This window comes from Paenibacillus sp. PvP094 (genome assembly GCF_040546835.1).
Taxonomy (GTDB): domain Bacteria; phylum Bacillota; class Bacilli; order Paenibacillales; family Paenibacillaceae; genus Paenibacillus; species Paenibacillus illinoisensis.
In genome coordinates, this window is record NZ_JBEPOM010000001.1 from 1320180 (window position 1) to 1338079 (window position 17900).

11 protein-coding genes, 3 rRNA genes and 1 riboswitch are annotated in these 17900 nt (G+C 49.4%); of the genes, 1 reads left to right on the forward strand and 13 read right to left on the reverse strand.

From position 1 onward, the window contains the following. Window positions 1-4 precede the first annotated feature (4 nt). The 9 genes from purS to ABIC22_RS06200 form a co-directional block, all read right to left on the reverse strand. Entirely contained in the window at window positions 5-250 is a 246-nt protein-coding gene (gene purS / locus ABIC22_RS06160; RefSeq protein ID WP_090904903.1) for a phosphoribosylformylglycinamidine synthase subunit PurS, read from the reverse strand. Between the two features lie 554 nt (window positions 251-804). Further along, complete coding sequence (locus tag ABIC22_RS06165; protein ID WP_127538319.1) at window positions 805-1677, reverse strand: phosphoribosylaminoimidazolesuccinocarboxamide synthase; 873 nt, start codon at window positions 1675-1677, stop codon at window positions 805-807. 233 nt (window positions 1678-1910) lie between these two features. Continuing rightward, on the reverse strand, window positions 1911-3209 hold the full coding sequence (gene purB / locus ABIC22_RS06170) for an adenylosuccinate lyase (RefSeq protein WP_095288455.1): 1299 nt from the start codon (window positions 3207-3209) through the stop codon (window positions 1911-1913). Then, window positions 3206-4402: a 5-(carboxyamino)imidazole ribonucleotide synthase gene (gene purK, locus ABIC22_RS06175; RefSeq protein WP_354479392.1), complete on the reverse strand. Its 1197-nt coding sequence runs from the start codon at window positions 4400-4402 to the stop codon at window positions 3206-3208. Before purK ends, purB begins: the two co-directional genes overlap by 4 nt. Next, window positions 4399-4884, reverse strand: a complete 486-nt coding sequence (purE, locus tag ABIC22_RS06180) for a 5-(carboxyamino)imidazole ribonucleotide mutase (RefSeq protein WP_095288499.1) — start codon at window positions 4882-4884, stop codon at window positions 4399-4401. The genes purK and purE overlap by 4 nt, the downstream gene beginning before the upstream one ends. A gap of 193 nt (window positions 4885-5077) precedes the next feature. Next, a riboswitch (purine riboswitch) is annotated at window positions 5078-5179 on the reverse strand. A gap of 268 nt (window positions 5180-5447) precedes the next feature. Next, window positions 5448-5882 carry a universal stress protein gene (locus tag ABIC22_RS06185; RefSeq protein WP_154893033.1) on the reverse strand — a complete coding sequence of 145 codons (435 nt, stop codon included), beginning with the start codon at window positions 5880-5882 and terminating at the stop codon, window positions 5448-5450. Window positions 5883-6033: 151 nt separating this feature from the next. Continuing rightward, window positions 6034-6297, reverse strand: coding sequence for a DUF1294 domain-containing protein (locus ABIC22_RS06190; RefSeq protein WP_095288452.1), 264 nt, complete (start codon window positions 6295-6297; stop codon window positions 6034-6036). A gap of 130 nt (window positions 6298-6427) precedes the next feature. Then, on the reverse strand, window positions 6428-6565 hold the full coding sequence (locus ABIC22_RS06195; protein ID WP_167301682.1) for a hypothetical protein: 138 nt from the start codon (window positions 6563-6565) through the stop codon (window positions 6428-6430). A 125-nt stretch (window positions 6566-6690) separates the two neighbouring features. Then, a complete protein-coding gene (locus ABIC22_RS06200) occupies window positions 6691-8820 on the reverse strand; it encodes a DNA topoisomerase III (RefSeq protein ID WP_354479397.1) in 2130 nt (709 codons plus the stop codon). 347 nt (window positions 8821-9167) lie between these two features. Between ABIC22_RS06200 and ABIC22_RS06205 the strand changes: the two genes are divergently transcribed. Further along, entirely contained in the window at window positions 9168-11105 is a 1938-nt protein-coding gene (locus ABIC22_RS06205) for an amidase family protein (protein WP_354479400.1), read from the forward strand. 128 nt (window positions 11106-11233) lie between these two features. Here the strand turns inward: ABIC22_RS06205 and ABIC22_RS06210 are convergent, their stop codons facing one another. The 4 genes from ABIC22_RS06210 to ABIC22_RS06225 form a co-directional block, all read right to left on the reverse strand. Then, window positions 11234-12238 carry a ketoacyl-ACP synthase III gene (locus ABIC22_RS06210; RefSeq protein ID WP_354479403.1) on the reverse strand — a complete coding sequence of 335 codons (1005 nt, stop codon included), beginning with the start codon at window positions 12236-12238 and terminating at the stop codon, window positions 11234-11236. A 258-nt stretch (window positions 12239-12496) separates the two neighbouring features. Further along, a 5S ribosomal RNA gene (gene rrf / locus ABIC22_RS06215) occupies window positions 12497-12613 on the reverse strand. Window positions 12614-12686: 73 nt separating this feature from the next. Continuing rightward, window positions 12687-15612: ribosomal RNA gene (locus tag ABIC22_RS06220) — 23S ribosomal RNA — on the reverse strand. Window positions 15613-15880: 268 nt separating this feature from the next. Beyond that, a 16S ribosomal RNA gene (locus ABIC22_RS06225) occupies window positions 15881-17432 on the reverse strand. The 16S, 23S and 5S rRNA genes sit together here, the layout of an rRNA operon. Between the last annotated feature and the right edge of the window lie 468 nt (window positions 17433-17900).

A 17900-nucleotide genomic window follows, 5' to 3' on the forward strand; every position in this document is an offset into this window, starting at 1 on the left:
GGGATTAACCCTCCAATTCGTAGCGGTAATCTTCAACAACGGTGTTGGCCAGCAGCTTCTCACACATCACAGTCAAACGTTTTTCCGCTTCTGCGCGATCAGTTGTATCCAGGTTCAGTTCCATGACTTTACCGATCCGTACACTTTCCACTTCATTGAATCCCATCGAGTGCAGGGCACCTTGAACGGCTACTCCTTGCGGGTCGAGTACGCTTTGCTTAATAGTGACATAGACGGTTGCTTTGATCATGATCCTATGTTCCTCCTCAGTAATGAACGGGATAAATGCTTTATGCTGTTAAAAAAGTGGTTTGGGAGCTTGCTCCGGGGCGGATTGTTCTTCCGTTCGCTGTTGTCCCCAGGTTTTTCTGATTATTTTGAACCGCTGTGCGGTCAAAACCCGGGGACAAAGGCGAACGCTATCGCTCCTTTAAGAACAATTCCGCCCCTCCGCTTGTCCATGCGACGTTTTTTTGAAAGGCTTAAATCTTTTACGTTGCACGGTGGGTTATGGTCAAGCCTGACCATTATGTGAATCGATGAAATGGTCTTTAAGTTACTTGCGTAGTCAATGTTTTTTTATCTCGCAACTTTCAGGCTTCCGTCAGGTAGGAAGCCAATTCTCTCAATTTCCTTATCCCCAGTTTGATACTGGCGGAGGGAAAGATTGAGCTGGAGAAGCGGAGCGTTCGCATTTGCAAACGGAATGTTTCCTTTAGAAAAAGGATTCCAATCAATACATTCCGGGGGCAACAGCGATCGAAAGCCAAACTTTCCCGCAGCTCAACTCAAACTTCCCATTTATTATTTCGTTAATCGGTTATAGATATCGACGTATCTTGCTGTTGTTGCCTCCACCACCGCTTGTGGCAGCGGGTCAGGCTTACTGTTTTTGTCCCAATCGGTTCCTGCCAGATAGGTGCGCACCGGCTCCTTGTCCATGCTGTCGATCTCGATGTCGAGTGCGTAATTTTCTTTGGCCCAGAAGCGTGAAGCATCCGGGGTGAAGATTTCATCGATCAGAATGACTTTGCCATCGACGATACCGAACTCGAATTTGCAATCTGCGAGAATAATGCCACGCTGATCACAATAATCCCGGGCAAATTCGTATAGACGCAGGCTTTTCTCCTGAAGCTCGATTGCCAGCTCATCTCCGACCAGTTCTTTCATGCGATCCATCGGGATGTCCTCATCATGACCTACATCATTTTTGGCTGCCGGGGTGAAAATAGGGTTTTCGAGCTTGGCGTTTTTGCGAAGTCCTTCCGGCAGTTTGATGCCGTTCACCTCTCCGCTATTCTCATATTGTCTCCATCCGCCGCCAGTAATGTATCCGCGTACGACACATTCGATATCGATGCGTTCGGCTTTGCGTGTCACCATAATGCGATCTTTCAGAAGCTCTGGGTTCACAATGAGATCACCGAGCCGGTTGACGTCCGTATGAACCACGTGGTTTTCCATCATGTCGCTCGTCAGTTCAAACCAGAAGCTGCTGAGTTTATTCAGCACATTGCCTTTCTCGGGAACCGCCGGGTCCAGCACATAATCAAAAGCTGAAATCCGGTCCGTAACCACAATCAGAAAATGTTCCCCCAGGTCGTACAATTCACGTACTTTTCCTTTGTATAACAGAGGTGCTTTAACGAGATCTGCCGCTGTGGACAGTGCCATGGAGGCTCACCTTCTTTCAGGAGATATAAGGCTACAGACAGAACCCGCGATGGAGCACTCCACTCCGATAACAGAACAATCTTTCGATCGCTGTTATCCCCGGATTTTTTTGATCCACTTTTTCCAAAGTGTAAATCGGGGATAAAGGCGAGCGCTTCGCTTCTACAGATTTGCTCTGTCCTCTCTGTTCCTTGCTTGTCCATCATTCTGCTCTCTAGCCTTATTGGAGTTAATTAGTTGGTCAAACCTAGCTTCTTGAAGATGGTATCGACATGCTTCAGGTGCCAGGATGGGTTGAATGCATCTTCGATTTCTTCATCGCTCAGCACCTCGGTAATTTCCGGTGTGGCTTTCACGATATCCTTGAACTGGCGCTGTTCTTCCCATGCCTGCATGGCACGTGGTTGAACGGTATCATATGCCTGTTCACGGCTGAAGCCTTTATCGATCAGCTTCGTCAGTACGCGTCCAGAGAATGGAACACCGAAGGTACGCTCCATGTTGCGCTTCATGTTCTCAGGGAACACCGTCAGGTTTTTCACGATGTTACCGAAACGGTTCAGCATGTAGTTCAGCAGCATTGTTGCATCCGGCAGGATGACACGCTCTACAGAAGAGTGTGAGATATCGCGTTCATGCCACAGTGTTACGTTCTCGTATGCTGACACCATATGTCCGCGGATGACGCGAGACAGACCGGAGATATTTTCGCTACCAATCGGATTACGTTTGTGCGGCATGGCGGAAGATCCTTTTTGACCTTTGGCAAACGCTTCTTCCACTTCACGGAATTCACTCTTTTGCAATGCACGAACTTCTGTAGCGAACTTGTCCAATGATGTTGCGATCAATGCCAGGGTAGCCATGTATTCTGCATGACGGTCACGCTGAAGGGTCTGTGTCGAGATCGGCGCAGGCTTTGTGCCCAGCTTCTCGCAGACAAATTCCTCAACAAACGGATCGATGTTCGCGTAAGTTCCCACTGCACCGGAGATTTTACCGTACTGTACGTTGTCTGCTGCATGACGGAAACGCTCCAGGTTCCGTTTCATCTCTTCATGCCACAGGGCCATTTTCAAACCAAAGGTTGTTGGCTCGGCATGCACCCCGTGTGTACGACCCATCATCGGCGTATGCTGATAAGCGAGGGCCTTCTCACGCAAGATCTCGATAAAGTTCACGATGTCGCGTTCCAGAATTTCATTGGCCTGGCGCAGCACGTACCCCAGAGCCGTATCTACCACATCCGTGGATGTCAGTCCGTAGTGCACCCATTTGCGTTCTGCACCCAGACTCTCGGAGACCGTACGTGTGAAAGCTATAACATCATGGCGCGTTTCCTGTTCGATTTCATAGATGCGATCGATATCAAAAGAAGCGTTTTGACGAAGCAATGCTGCTTCTTCCTTAGGAATAACTCCGAGTTCCGCCCAAGCTTCACATGCACAAATTTCAACTTCCAGCCAGGACTTGAATTTGTTTTCCTCCGTCCAGATGGCTCTCATTTCGGGTCTGCTATAACGTTCGATCATGAATTTGTATTCCTCCAAATGTTAGTTTGTTCAATCCATTGCAATCCTTCTTCAGCGTCCTGACAGAGCAGATTGACATGCCCCATTTTCCGTCCCGTTTTCGCTTCGGTTTTGCCATATATGTGAAGCTTGGGAATAACACCGAGTTCCATTGCTTCTGCATCAGGTTGACCCGTTCTGGCGATAATTCCTTCCAGATGTTCTCCAAGCACATTGACCATAACAACCGGACTTAACAGTGTAGTGTCTCCTAATGGCAGCCCGCAGATGGCACGAATGTGCTGCTCGAACTGGGACGTCGCACAGGCTTCCATCGTGTAATGACCCGAATTATGAGGTCTTGGAGCCAGTTCGTTCACATACAATCTTCCGTCCGCTGCCACAAACAGTTCCACCGCCAGCAATCCAACCGCCTGCATGGATTCGGCCACAGCCGCTGCAAGCTTCTGGGCTTCGATCTGTATGTCCGTAGCCACTCTGGCCGGTACGATCGAGGCATGCAGAATGTTGTTCACATGAATGTTCTCCGCTGGCGGGAATGTCTTGATCTCGCCACTCGTGCTTCGGGCAACGACAACGGAGATTTCACAGTCAAACTTGATAAATTGCTCCAGCACCAGTTCCGCTCCGGTTGCCGCAAGTTCCTCGTAAGCCCCTACGGCCTGGCTCGCTTCGCGGATGACCCGCTGGCCTTTACCATCGTATCCTCCGGTTACCGTCTTCAAAACACATGGTACACCAAGCTCGCTTACTGCTGCTTGCATCGTATCCTTACTTGTAATTTCCCTATAAGGCGCTACTCTTACTCCAGCAGCTTCAATGGCTCGTTTCTCACGCAACCGATGCTGGGTTGTATACAATAACGCACTTCCTTGTGGCACATAGGATTCACGTTCCAGCAAGCCCGCTACACCTGCATCCACATTTTCAAACTCATACGTAATCACATCACACTGACGGGCCAGTTCAAGCGCTGCGGCTTCATCGTCATATCCGGCCTCAATCTGGCGGGCAACCTGTCCGCAAGGCGAATCTGGCGCCGGATCAAGCGTGACAAAGCGGTACCCCATCGCTGTCCCGGCAAGCGTCAGCATTCGTCCAAGCTGTCCGCCCCCGAGAACTCCAATGGTTGTTTTTCCTGGGAGCAGCACACGTCCAGCCATGCCGGAAAGATTCAATTCAGTTTTACTCATAGCTCATCACTGCTTTCGAGTACTTCACGTTTGATCCGTTCTCTGCGGGCTTCGCAGCGATTACGGACATCCTCATCGAATGCACCAATCATCTGGGCGGCAAGCAGCCCTGCATTGGTAGCACCCGCCTTGCCAATCGCTACCGTTGCGACAGGAATGCCGCCCGGCATCTGAACAATCGATAATAGGGAATCGAGACCATTCAGCGCCTTGGACTGCACAGGTACGCCGATTACCGGCAGCATCGTTTTGGAGGCAACCATGCCAGGGAGATGTGCTGCTCCGCCTGCACCTGCAATGATAACCTTGAATCCGCGCTCAGTAGCCTGCTCGGCATATTCAAACATCAGATCCGGTGTGCGATGCGCAGATACAACCTTTTTCTCATACCCGATCTCCAGTTCATCCAGCACCTCACACGCATGCTTCATCGTTTCCCAATCCGACTTGCTGCCCATAATTACAGCGACCTGCACTGACATGAATACATCCAACTCCCGTCTGAGCTTATTTTGATAACAACCACTCTTGCCATACGCGTTCCCTTTTGAAACAAAAAAATCCGCTACCCGCGAAAACATCACATTTTCTCCGGACACCGGACTCCAAGAAATACGTATCCCTCATTTGGGCATGCCAAAAGGGGGCTTGCTGTCCGCATCCATATTCATGCGACTCTCAGCCGTATCTCCTCGTAGTCCGGAAATTTACGGTCTCCGGGTAGAGACTTCCGGGCCTTATCCCCGGCGTTATACGAGCAAATATCTATTCAATCCAAGTGACTCATTTCGGTCAACCTTGGTCCATCTTTCGTTCCTACTCGACCTTATTCTCACCTGATCGACACATCTAACATTCTAACAATCCCCTACAGCTAATGTCAACTTAAAGACGAACATTTAACATATTGACAAATATAATGTTCGTGATTAAGGCGTTTCTTTTGGGCTTCATATCCATTTCATCCCATAAAAGAAAGCCGACTTCTCTTCAATGGAATGAAGACAGCCGGCTCACTGCTTACTTGTAGCTTACATTTAATGCATTATTTAACGATCAATACAGGAATTTGAGCATGCTGCACCACATTGTGGCTGACACTGCCCAGGACAAATTCACGAATGCCGCCAAGTCCACGACTTCCGATGACGATAACATCCGATCCATTTTCCTTAGCATAATCGAGCAGCACTTCAGCAGCAGCTCCTTGAATCAGGTCTACGTTTGCCGTAACTCCCGCAGCTTCGAGTCGTTCTTTCGCTTCATCGGTTGTTTGCACAGCCAGGTTGTAGTAATCGTTATTCAGAGATGGTGGCAGTGGTGCAAGTCCTTCTCCAATAAATACGCGCGGGAAGTCAAAGGCATGAATGACATCAATGACTGAATCCGGAGAAACTTTAGCCAGTTCAATGGCACGATCCAGCGCCTTGTTTGAAGCTTTTGATCCATCATAAGCTACTAAAATTTTGGAGAATAACATGTAAATCCCGTCCCTTCCTTATATGTAGAAACTCCGAAGCTGGAGGCTTCGGTCTGACGTAAAACTAAATCCAGCACCATGTAACCCTATAAACGTTCTTCATGCGATATGAACCATTTGCCTTGTTTTACAGCGTCTCCACCCCTAGGTTCTACTTCAAAAAATAACCATAGATTACGGCATTCAGAAATAGCAGAAGTGGAATCCCGATGGTAAAGCTCGGATGTTTGGTTTTGTGCCTTTTCCGGTACATTGCAATCCAGACTCCAAGTGCCCCTCCGATAAACGCCAGCAGGAATAACGTCCGTTCGGGTGTACGGTCACGGCGTCGCTGCGCCCGCTTTTTGTCATCTGACATCACCAGATAACCTACCACGTTAATAAATAAAAACCACAATATGAGTCCGGTTTGCATATAATTCTAGCGGTCCCCCTATCCCGGGACATCTCCCTGTTCCTCCATTATAGTCCTCTGCAGGGACATGATCAACGCGAGAAGGGAGCCGCATAGATTGCTTAATGGAATCATCAGTTCCGGGAAGAACCTAGGACTCCTGTTTCGGAATACCGTTCAGGCTGGGAACTCTTTTGCCCGCCTTGGTTGGACGTGCTCCGATGCTTTCTTCGCGGATACTGTCCTTATTCTGCTGATTATGAATTTTCTCTGGTTTGTTGTGTGGCATCTGTGTCACCTCCTTGGCTTACGTTGCCTGAAAAGGAGGGATCTTATACGACACCATGCGAAGCGGTTTATTGAGCATGACCTCGCCAGTATCCATTCAACTTGTACCAAACTCTTTCAGGGGCACTAGTCCCATTTTTTCTCCATCGCTGCTTTCAACAAGTCTCCGAGATTGGATCCGATGGATTCCTGCTTGGCATACTGTTTGACCAGCTTTTGCTGTTCGCGTTTGTTGACGTGCTGTTTATCTTTATCCAGTGCTTCCGTGATTCCACAAGGCAGGCACTGCACATAGAGGCCCGCTTTGCCTTCTTTCATTTCCATCTTCTTGTGACACTGCGGACAACGACGGTTGGATAACCGCTTCTCTGCAGAGCGTCGATAGCCACAATCCTCCGTGGGACATACGAGAAACTTGCCGCGTTTCCCTTTCTTCTCAAGCAGACGCGCATTGCAATCCGGGCAGTGGCTGCTCGACACGTTATGCGGCTTATACTCTGCCTTGCTTCCTTTTACAGTGGACACTAGTTCTTTAGCCATCGAACGTATGCCTTCCAGGAAAGGACCTGGTTTCCCTTGTCCACGAGCAATCCGTTCCAGTTCAGCCTCCCAACGCGCCGTCAGTTCAGGTGTGCGCAGCTGCGGAGCAGCCAGCTCAATCAATTGCTTCCCTTTACCTGTAGGATGCATGCTGTTGCCTTGGCGGTCGATCGTATCCGAGCTGACCAATTTCTCGATAATATCTGCACGCGTAGCCGGGGTACCAAGTCCGTGCTTCTCCATTTGTGCGAGCAATGCTGCCTCCGTGTACCGTTTAGGTGGCATGGTTCTTCCACTTTTAATATGACAACGCTGAACGGTAACCGACTGACCTTGCTGTACGTCTGGCAAAAGAGTGCGGCCATTGTCTGCCTGCTCATCTGTGCGCTCATCATCTTCGTCACTGTAGTCACCGCCGTATACTTCACGCCAGCCACTGTCTTTTACCGTTGTCCCTTTAACATGGAAGGAATCTTCACCCACTTGCACAGTAATCGCTACCGAATCGTATCTGGCAGCTGGATAGAACAAACTGATAAACCGGCGTACGATTAAATCATACAGTTTGCGCTCCTCCGGATTCAGCTGATTCAGCAGCACCGTCTGTTCTGTCGGAATAATTGCATGATGATCCGTTACCTTGCTGTCATCCACTATTCGTTTGGTGATATTCAAGTTTTTCCGCAGCAACGGACGCGCCAATGATGCATAAGGTCCAACAGCTACACTATCCAGTCTTTCTTTCAGCGTACCTGTCATGTCCGATGTCAGGTAACGGCTATCCGTACGTGGATATGTAACCAGCTTATGCTGCTCATAGAGACGCTGCAGGACGTTGGAAGTCTGCTTGGCTGAAAAGCCATACTTGCGGTTGGCATCACGCTGAAGCTCCGTCAAGTCATAGGCCAGAGGATGCGGCTCGACTTTTTCACTCTTTTTGACCTGAGCAATGGTTCCCTTACGTCCATCCACTCGTTTCTTCAATGCCTGGGTATCCTGAGTATCAAAGATGCGTGAATCTCCGCCTGAGGCCCGCCACACGGCTTGAAAACCTCCAAAATCTGCAGTTAATGTCTCATACTCCTGTGACCGAAAACCATTGATTTCATTTTCCCTGTCCATGATCATGCCCAGGGTTGGCGTCTGTACCCGTCCTGCAGACAACTGTGCATTAAATCGAACGGTCAGCGCTCGTGTCACATTAAGCCCAATCATCCAGTCCGCTTCTGCCCGGCACCGTGCCGATTCATATAGACGGTCAAACTGACTCCCTGGCTTCAGCGAAGCAAATCCTTCTTTGATTGCCTTATCCGTCTGAGAAGAAATCCACAGTCGTTTGAAAGGCTTCTTCCACTGCGCCATTTGCATGATCCAACGGGCAAGTAGCTCTCCCTCCCGAGCGGCATCCGTTGCGATGACCAGTTCACCAACATCTTGGCGTTTCATAAGCTGCTGCACGGCCTTATATTGATGATTCGTCTCTCTTAGCACCTTCAGTTTCGCCCGCTCCGGCAGAATTGGCAGATCCTCAAGATTCCAGGTGGCGTACTTTTTGTCGTAATCTTCAGGTTCCGCCAGCCCTACCAAATGCCCAAGTGCCCACGTTACGATATATTTAGGACCTTCCAAATAACTCTTATGTTTATCACGCGCTCCCATAACTCTGGCAATTTCACGTGCCACAGATGGTTTCTCAGCGAGTACCAATGTTTTCACTTCGTATCTCTTCCTTTCTTCATACACCTTGTAACCCACGTTCCTATCCTTTCATTATATCATTTCAGACCAATCGTTTCTTGGCATATCCCAGATGAACTATTAACCTGATAAATTACTGTTCTGGATTACATGTAAGATAATATAACGCCGTTATGAACACTTAAATTTCTTTTAGGAATGAAAATAAGAGCATCTGAAAGATATATCACTTTAATACAACTTGTATACGTTTTTTTGGATAAATATGAGTGTTGTAAGAATACCTGACATGTTATTAGAATGTGACAAAAGCATATACAGCCGTTTCATCACACACATCATTGCGACAGAAGGAGCGTGGATACATGACTTATCATGGATCTGTATTGAAAAAAAGTGGAGCTCTGTTACTGACAGGAGCAGTAATGGTTACAACTTGGGGAGGAGCTTCCGTACCGCTGGCATCAGCCGGAGCAGCAACCTCATCAAGCAAAACAACGGTCGCAGCAACAGCTGCAGGGAAGGCACCTGCCACGTCTGCCGCATTTATTGAAGCCATGGAAGAAGCAGCGACACTTGCAGGTGTGCCTTTTTCAATGGACGAGCTCTCAGGCAAAACCGTTCAGCGTAAGGATGCTGCTCTAGCTCTTCAAACCTGGTTGAAGCTGGAGTCCACCACAGAGTCGTTCAAAGACGTACCAGACCAATCCAGCTATGCAGGTGCCATCGGTGCCTTGAATGCTGCAGGGTTGATGAAAGGATATACTGATTCCCTCTTTCTCCCTAACGCTGTCCTGACGGAAAATGATGTTGCCATATTGAAAGACCGCATTTATAACTACATAAAACCATTTGTTCTGGAGGAAGCAACGATTACGGAACTCCAGGCTGCAATGACGCAAGGAAAGCTTACATCCAAGGAATTGGTTCAAATGTATCTGGATCGGATTGAGAAATACGATGATCAGGGAGTTAGCATTAATTCCATACTAACCTTAAACCCGGAAGCACTTGATATTGCCCAGGCTATGGACGAAGAACGTGCAGCCAAAGGCGCACGTGGACCGCTGCATGGTATTCCGGTTCTTGTGAAGGACAACTTCGATACGAATGATATGCCTACCACTGCCGGCTGTATCTGTCTGAAGGATTCCGTGCCTGCCCAAGACGCTGAGCAAGTGAAAAAGCTCAAAGAAGCGGGTGCCATTATCCTCGGTAAAACAAATCTGCATGAATTTGCATTTGGCATTACTACATCCAGTTCATTAGGTGGACAAACCCTGAACCCTTACGCACTGGATCACTATCCTGGCGGTTCCAGCGGCGGAACAGGGGCAGCGATTGCCTCCAACTTTGCTGCAGCAGGCATGGGTACAGATACTGGTGGATCGATCCGTATTCCATCCAGCTTCAACAGCCTTGTCGGAATTCGTCCAACGATTGGATTATCCAGCCGTGAAGGTATTATCCCGCTTGCTCTGACTCAAGATGTAGGCGGCCCTATGGCTCGTACAGTTAGCGACGCTGCGATCATGCTGGATGCTACGGCCGGTTATGACAAGGACGATGTGGCTACAGCCTATGCTGTAGGCAAAATCCCATCCAGTTACACTGACTTCCTGGACGTGAATGGCCTTAAAGGCGCGCGTATTGGTGTAGCTACTGAACTGATCCCGAACACCAAAGCAGAAGAGAAAGCCGTTGCTGATGTCATCAACAATGCAGTGGAAGAATTGAAATCTCTGGGTGCAACTGCTGTACCCATCAGTATTCCGAACCTGGACGAAATCAACAAATACCCGAGCTTGAGCGGATATGAATTCAAATTCCAGCTCAACGACTATCTGGAGTCACTTGGTGAAGATGCACCATACCACAGTCTGTCGGAGATCATCGCTTCAGGTGAATTTGATAAAACACAGGAACAATCCATGAAGGCTCGCGATGCACGCGAAACACTGGAGACAACCGAGTACAAAGACATCGTATTGAAACGTACTCAAATCACGCGCGAAGCTATTCTAAAAGTGATGGCTGACAATAACCTCGATGCCATCGTTTATCCTACATCCACCCAGGCTGCAGCCGTAATTGGCGAAGGGCAGAACTCCGGCGGGAATAACCGACTAAGCCCATTCTCCGGATTCCCGGCTATCACCGTACCTGCCGGCTTCACTACAGAGGGTCTACCTGTAGGCATTGAATTCCTGGGCCGTGCTTTTGATGAAGGAACATTGATTAAACTCGCATATAGTTATGAGCAAGGAACCCACCACCGCCAAGCTCCTAAACTTACGCCATAACTCCTTTATTGAATTAAAAAAGCTTTATAAACAAAAAGTACACTTCGCCTCCACATCGGAGGAAAGTGTACTTTTTTATTAGCCTGGTAAGATACAGTGTCTTTCCTGCTTAATCTCAACTTTCTACATTAACTCGTTGAATCAGTGTCTGGAACACTCCATTCCAACACAAGGCCTGCATAAGTTAAGCCACCACCGAAACCGAATAAGGCAAGACGCTGACCCTGCTTCACTTTCCCTTCATCGACACCCAGCTGAATGGCCAGAGGTATGGATGCAGCCGATGTGTTTCCACGGTACTCCATGCTGGTTAGCGTGCGTTCCAACGGTACAGGACCGCGCTCGCAGACAGCTTCAATCATTCTCATATTCGCGCTGTGCGGTACGAACCAGTCAATTTGCTCCGTCTGCAAGCCTGAGCTAGCAATAAGTTTCGGCAATTGCTCCGGTATCAGTCGTACAGCCCATTTGTATACTTCTCTGCCGTTTTGCACAAGACGTCCGTCACCTTGAAGAGGTACCCCATTCATCTCGGAGGAAAGTCCACTGCTATAAACATGTAACCCACCATCACCCTGAGTTCCAGAAAGTGCTGCCAGAGCACTGCCCTGCCCTTCGGTTCGTTCCAACAGAAACGCTCCTGCTCCATCCCCAAACAAAATACATGTCGTACGATCGGTGTAGTCTGTAATTTTGGATAGTGTCTCTGCCCCGATCACGAGCACTTTGCGATACATGCCACTTGTAATCATGCTATCGGCCAGCTGCAACCCATAGACAAAGCCTGCGCACGCTGCGCTCAAATCCAGTGCTCCGGTCTGAGTAATGTTCAGACGGGCCTGTACTCTGGAAGCTGTGCTAGGGAATGCATACTCAGGCGTGCTTGTTGCTACGAGGATCATATCCACATCATGAACGTCAACACCATACCGCCGAATCATGTCTTCCACAGCCTTAACTGCCAGATCAGAAACAAACTGATCCTCTGCGGCAATTCTCCGCTCCCTCATCCCTGTTCGTTGTACGATCCATTCATCGTTCGTTTCAACCAATTTCTCCAAATCCGCGTTATTTAGAATACGCTCCGGCGCATAGGTTCCGAATGCAGTAATACTGGCTTTTGATTGCATCATAGCGTCAGTCACCTCGTTTTGTTTTTTATTATTATAGCACTAAGTCTTAGTACTTGGTACTAAAAATTAAAATTATTTATTGTTTTTCCCTATTGAAACCATGCCTACTGCATGTCCCACCTGAGAGAGTCATTTAACAAGTTCTCTGAAGAAACAAAAAACAGCCCAATTAATCACTATCGGGCTGTCAAAATTATATTTAGTTACATTTATAAACAAATAAAAACCACCACCGAGATACTTCGGCAGTGGTTCTTTGCTTGGCAGCGTCCTACTCTCCCAGGACCCTTCGGTCCAAGTACCATCGGCGCTAGAGGGCTTAACGGTCGTGTTCGGGATGGGTACGTGTGGAACCCCTCCGCCATCGCCACCAAACGATGCTGCTATACTCAGAGATTATTCTCTGAAAACTAGATCCGAAACGAAATGTGCGACTAGAACCTGCAATTTGGATAAGCCCTCGACCGATTAGTACTGGTCAGCTCCATGCATTACTGCACTTCCACCCCCAGCCTATCTACCTCGTCGTCTTCAAGGGGTCTTACATACTGGGAAATCTCATCTTGAGGGGGGCTTCACGCTTAGATGCTTTCAGCGCTTATCCCGTCCGTACATAGCTACCCAGCGGTGCTCCTGGCGGAACAACTGGTACACCAGCGGTACGTCCATCCCGGTCCTCTCGTACTAAGGACAGCTCCTCTCAAATTTCCTACGCCCACGACAGATAGGGACCGAACTGTCTCACGACGTTCTGAACCCAGCTCGCGTACCGCTTTAATGGGCGAACAGCCCAACCCTTGGGACCTACTTCAGCCCCAGGATGCGATGAGCCGACATCGAGGTGCCAAACCTCCCCGTCGATGTGGACTCTTGGGGGAGATAAGCCTGTTATCCCCAGGGTAGCTTTTATCCGTTGAGCGATGGCCCTTCCATGCGGTACCACCGGATCACTAAGCCCGACTTTCGTCCCTGCTCGACTTGTAGGTCTCGCAGTCAAGCTCCCTTATGCCTTTGCACTCTTCGAATGATTTCCAACCATTCTGAGGGAACCTTTGGGCGCCTCCGTTACTCTTTAGGAGGCGACCGCCCCAGTCAAACTGCCCACCTGACACTGTCCCCGTACCCGCTGAGGGCACCAGGTTAGAACCTAGATACGATCAGGGTGGTATCCCAACGGTGCCTCCACACAAGCTGGCGCTCATGCTTCAAAGGCTCCCACCTATCCTGTACAGATCGTACCCAAATTCAATATCAAGCTGCAGTAAAGCTCCATGGGGTCTTTCCGTCTTGTCGCGGGTAACCTGCATCTTCACAGGTATTAAAATTTCACCGGATCTCTCGTTGAGACAGCGCCCAAGTCGTTACGCCATTCGTGCGGGTCAGAATTTACCTGACAAGGAATTTCGCTACCTTAGGACCGTTATAGTTACGGCCGCCGTTTACTGGGGCTTCGGTTCACAGCTTCGGATTGCTCCTAACCGCTCCCCTTAACCTTCCAGCACCGGGCAGGCGTCAGCCCGTATACTTCGCCTTACGGCTTCGCACAGACCTGTGTTTTTGCTAAACAGTCGCTTGGGCCTTTTCACTGCGGCCCCCTCGTGCTATTCACACTACCGGGGCACCCCTTCTCCCGAAGTTACGGGGTCATTTTGCCGAGTTCCTTAACGAGAGTTCTTCCGCGCGCCTTAGAATTCTCTTCTCGCCTACCTGTGTCGGTTTGCGGTACGGGCACCTTCATCTGGCTAGAGGCTTTTCTTGGCAGTGTGAGATCATGACCTTCGCTACTGTAATTTTCACTCCCCATCACAGCTCAGCCTTACGATGTGCGGATTTGCCTACACATCAGCCTCACTGCTTGGACAGACATCCATCAGTCTGCGTCACTACCCTACTGCGTCCCCCCATCGCTCGTAACGATTTACGGTGGTACAGGAATTTCGACCTGTTGTCCTTCGACTACGCCTTTCGGCCTCGCCTTAGGTCCCGACTTACCCTGAGCGGACGAGCCTTCCTCAGGAACCCTTAGGCTTTCGGCGGATCAGATTCTCACTGATCTTTTCGTTACTCATACCGGCATTCTCACTTGTATAATGTCCAGCGCTCCTTACGGTACACCTTCAACCCTTATACAACGCTCCCCTACCCCTGATGCAAAGCATCAAGCCATAGCTTCGGTGGTGTGTTTAGCCCCGTTACATTTTCGGCGCAGAGTCACTCGACCAGTGAGCTATTACGCACTCTTTCAATGGTGGCTGCTTCTAAGCCAACATCCTGGTTGTCTGTGCAACTCCACATCCTTTCCCACTTAACACACACTTGGGGACCTTAGCTGATGGTCTGGGCTGTTTCCCTTTTGACAATGGATCTTAGCACTCACTGTCTGACTCCCGGAAGTAAGTCTATGGCATTCGGAGTTTGACTGAGCTTGGTAACCCTTGCGGGCCCCGCACCCAATCAGTGCTCTACCTCCACGACTCTGTTTTCCGAGGCTAGCCCTAAAGCTATTTCGGGGAGAACCAGCTATCTCCGAGTTCGATTGGAATTTCTCCGCTACCCCCACCTCATCCCCGCACTTTTCAACGTGCGTGGGTTCGGGCCTCCAGTGCGTGTTACCGCACCTTCACCCTGGACAGGGGTAGATCACCCGGTTTCGGGTCTACGTCCACGTACTAACTCGCCCTATTCAGACTCGCTTTCGCTGCGGCTCCGGCTCTTCACCTTAACCTTGCACGGGAACGTAACTCGCCGGTTCATTCTACAAAAGGCACGCCATCACCCCTAAAACGGGCTCTGACTTCTTGTAAGCACACGGTTTCAGGTTCTATTTCACTCCCCTTCCGGGGTGCTTTTCACCTTTCCCTCACGGTACTGCTTCACTATCGGTCGCTAGGAAGTATTTAGCCTTGGCAGATGGTCCTGCCGGATTCATACGGGGTTTCACGTGCCCCGCACTACTCGGGATCCGTCTCGGAGGGAACAGACTTTCAATTACAGGGCTTTTACCTTCTTTGGCGGGCCTTTCCAGACCTCTTCATTTAACCGGTTCCTTTGTAACTCCATGTGAGACGTCCCACAACCCCAGAGAGCAAGCTCTCTGGTTTGGGCTGTTCCGCGTTCGCTCGCCGCTACTGACGGAATCACTATTGTTTTCTCTTCCTCAAGGTACTTAGATGTTTCAGTTCCCCTGGTATGCCTCTACACAACCTATGTATTCAGTTGTGAGTAACTGGATATTACCCCAGCTGGGTTTCCCCATTCGGACATCCCCGGATCAAAGCTTGCTTACAGCTCCCCGAGGCAGTATCGTTGTTCGCCACGTCCTTCATCGGCTCCTAGCGCCTAGGCATCCTCCGTGTGCTCTTAGTAGCTTAACCAAATGCTCAATGAGCAAAAGCAATCTACCGTTTTATTGAAACTTGTTTACACAAGTTCAGCTAAAAGGAATGTTCTAATTCGCAATTTTCGTTTCGATATCTAGTTTTCAAAGAACAAGCTCCATGCAAAAGCAAGCTGTTTGAGAGTTTGAGCTCTCAAAACTGAGCAACGAGTGAGTTAAAAGCTTTACGAAGTAAAGCTCGCTTCGGAAGCATGCTTCCTGAAGACTTTTTGAATGTTTCCGCTACGGGAAACGATTCTCCATAGAAAGGAGGTGATCCAGCCGCACCTTCCGATACGGCTACCTTGTTACGACTTCACCCCAATCATCTATCCCACCTTCGGCGGCTGGCTCCTTGCGGTTACCCCACCGACTTCGGGTGTTATAAACTCTCGTGGTGTGACGGGCGGTGTGTACAAGACCCGGGAACGTATTCACCGCGGCATGCTGATCCGCGATTACTAGCAATTCCGACTTCATGCAGGCGAGTTGCAGCCTGCAATCCGAACTGAGACCGGCTTTTTAGGATTCGTTCCACCTCGCGGCTTCACAGCCCGTTGTACCGGCCATTGTAGTACGTGTGTAGCCCAGGTCATAAGGGGCATGATGATTTGACGTCATCCCCACCTTCCTCCGGTTTGTCACCGGCAGTCACCTTAGAGTGCCCACCCGAAGTGCTGGCAACTAAGATCAAGGGTTGCGCTCGTTGCGGGACTTAACCCAACATCTCACGACACGAGCTGACGACAACCATGCACCACCTGTCTCCTCTGTCCCGAAGGAAAGCCCTATCTCTAGGACGGTCAGAGGGATGTCAAGACCTGGTAAGGTTCTTCGCGTTGCTTCGAATTAAACCACATACTCCACTGCTTGTGCGGGTCCCCGTCAATTCCTTTGAGTTTCAGTCTTGCGACCGTACTCCCCAGGCGGAATGCTTAATGTGTTAACTTCGGCACCAAGGGTATCGAAACCCCTAACACCTAGCATTCATCGTTTACGGCGTGGACTACCAGGGTATCTAATCCTGTTTGCTCCCCACGCTTTCGCGCCTCAGCGTCAGTTACAGCCCAGAGAGTCGCCTTCGCCACTGGTGTTCCTCCACATCTCTACGCATTTCACCGCTACACGTGGAATTCCACTCTCCTCTTCTGCACTCAAGTCATCCAGTTTCCAGTGCGATCCGGGGTTGAGCCCCGGGATTAAACACCAGACTTAAATGACCGCCTGCGCGCGCTTTACGCCCAATAATTCCGGACAACGCTTGCCCCCTACGTATTACCGCGGCTGCTGGCACGTAGTTAGCCGGGGCTTTCTTCTCAGGTACCGTCACTCCTTGAGCAGTTACTCTCAAGGACGTTCTTCCCTGGCAACAGAGCTTTACGATCCGAAAACCTTCATCACTCACGCGGCATTGCTCCGTCAGGCTTTCGCCCATTGCGGAAGATTCCCTACTGCTGCCTCCCGTAGGAGTCTGGGCCGTGTCTCAGTCCCAGTGTGGCCGATCACCCTCTCAGGTCGGCTACGCATCGTCGCCTTGGTGAGCCGTTACCTCACCAACTAGCTAATGCGCCGCAGGCCCATCCTCAAGTGACAGATTGCTCCGTCTTTCCAGCTTCCTTCAGGCGAAGGAAGCAAGTATTCGGTATTAGCTACCGTTTCCGGTAGTTGTCCCAAGCTTGAGGGCAGGTTGCCTACGTGTTACTCACCCGTCCGCCGCTAACCATCAGAGAAGCAAGCTTCTCATCAAGTCCGCTCGACTTGCATGTATTAGGCATGCCGCCAGCGTTCGTCCTGAGCCAGGATCAAACTCTCCAATAAAGTATTGAAAAGAGCGATTAGCTCATTTTGAATCTGACGAGATTAAAAATCTCATTTTCGCTTCAAAATCATACAGTCAGATGACTTGTACCGATTTCTCAGCTTTTCGATCTTACAAGTAAGATCGTTACTCACTCGTTGTTCAGTTTTCAAAGATCAAACGTTGTTTGCATCCGAGTGTTGTTCTCTTCAGCAACTTTTATATCTTATCACATCCGAACCAATTTAGCAAGCATTTTTTTCAGGTTTCTTTCGAAGCTTGTTAAGTTTGCTTACCGCACTGTGTTTCTCGTGTTTTCTTGGCCGGAATTAGAATATACCATGTACAGATTTTTTATGCAAGTACTTTTTTTCAAAAAGAAATTAATCAAAAGCATACAGACTTCTATTCAAATAGTTTCTTCTATATAAAGATACGAAGTTTACAGCAGAGCAGTTATATGATCTTAACCATCAAAAGGTCAAACC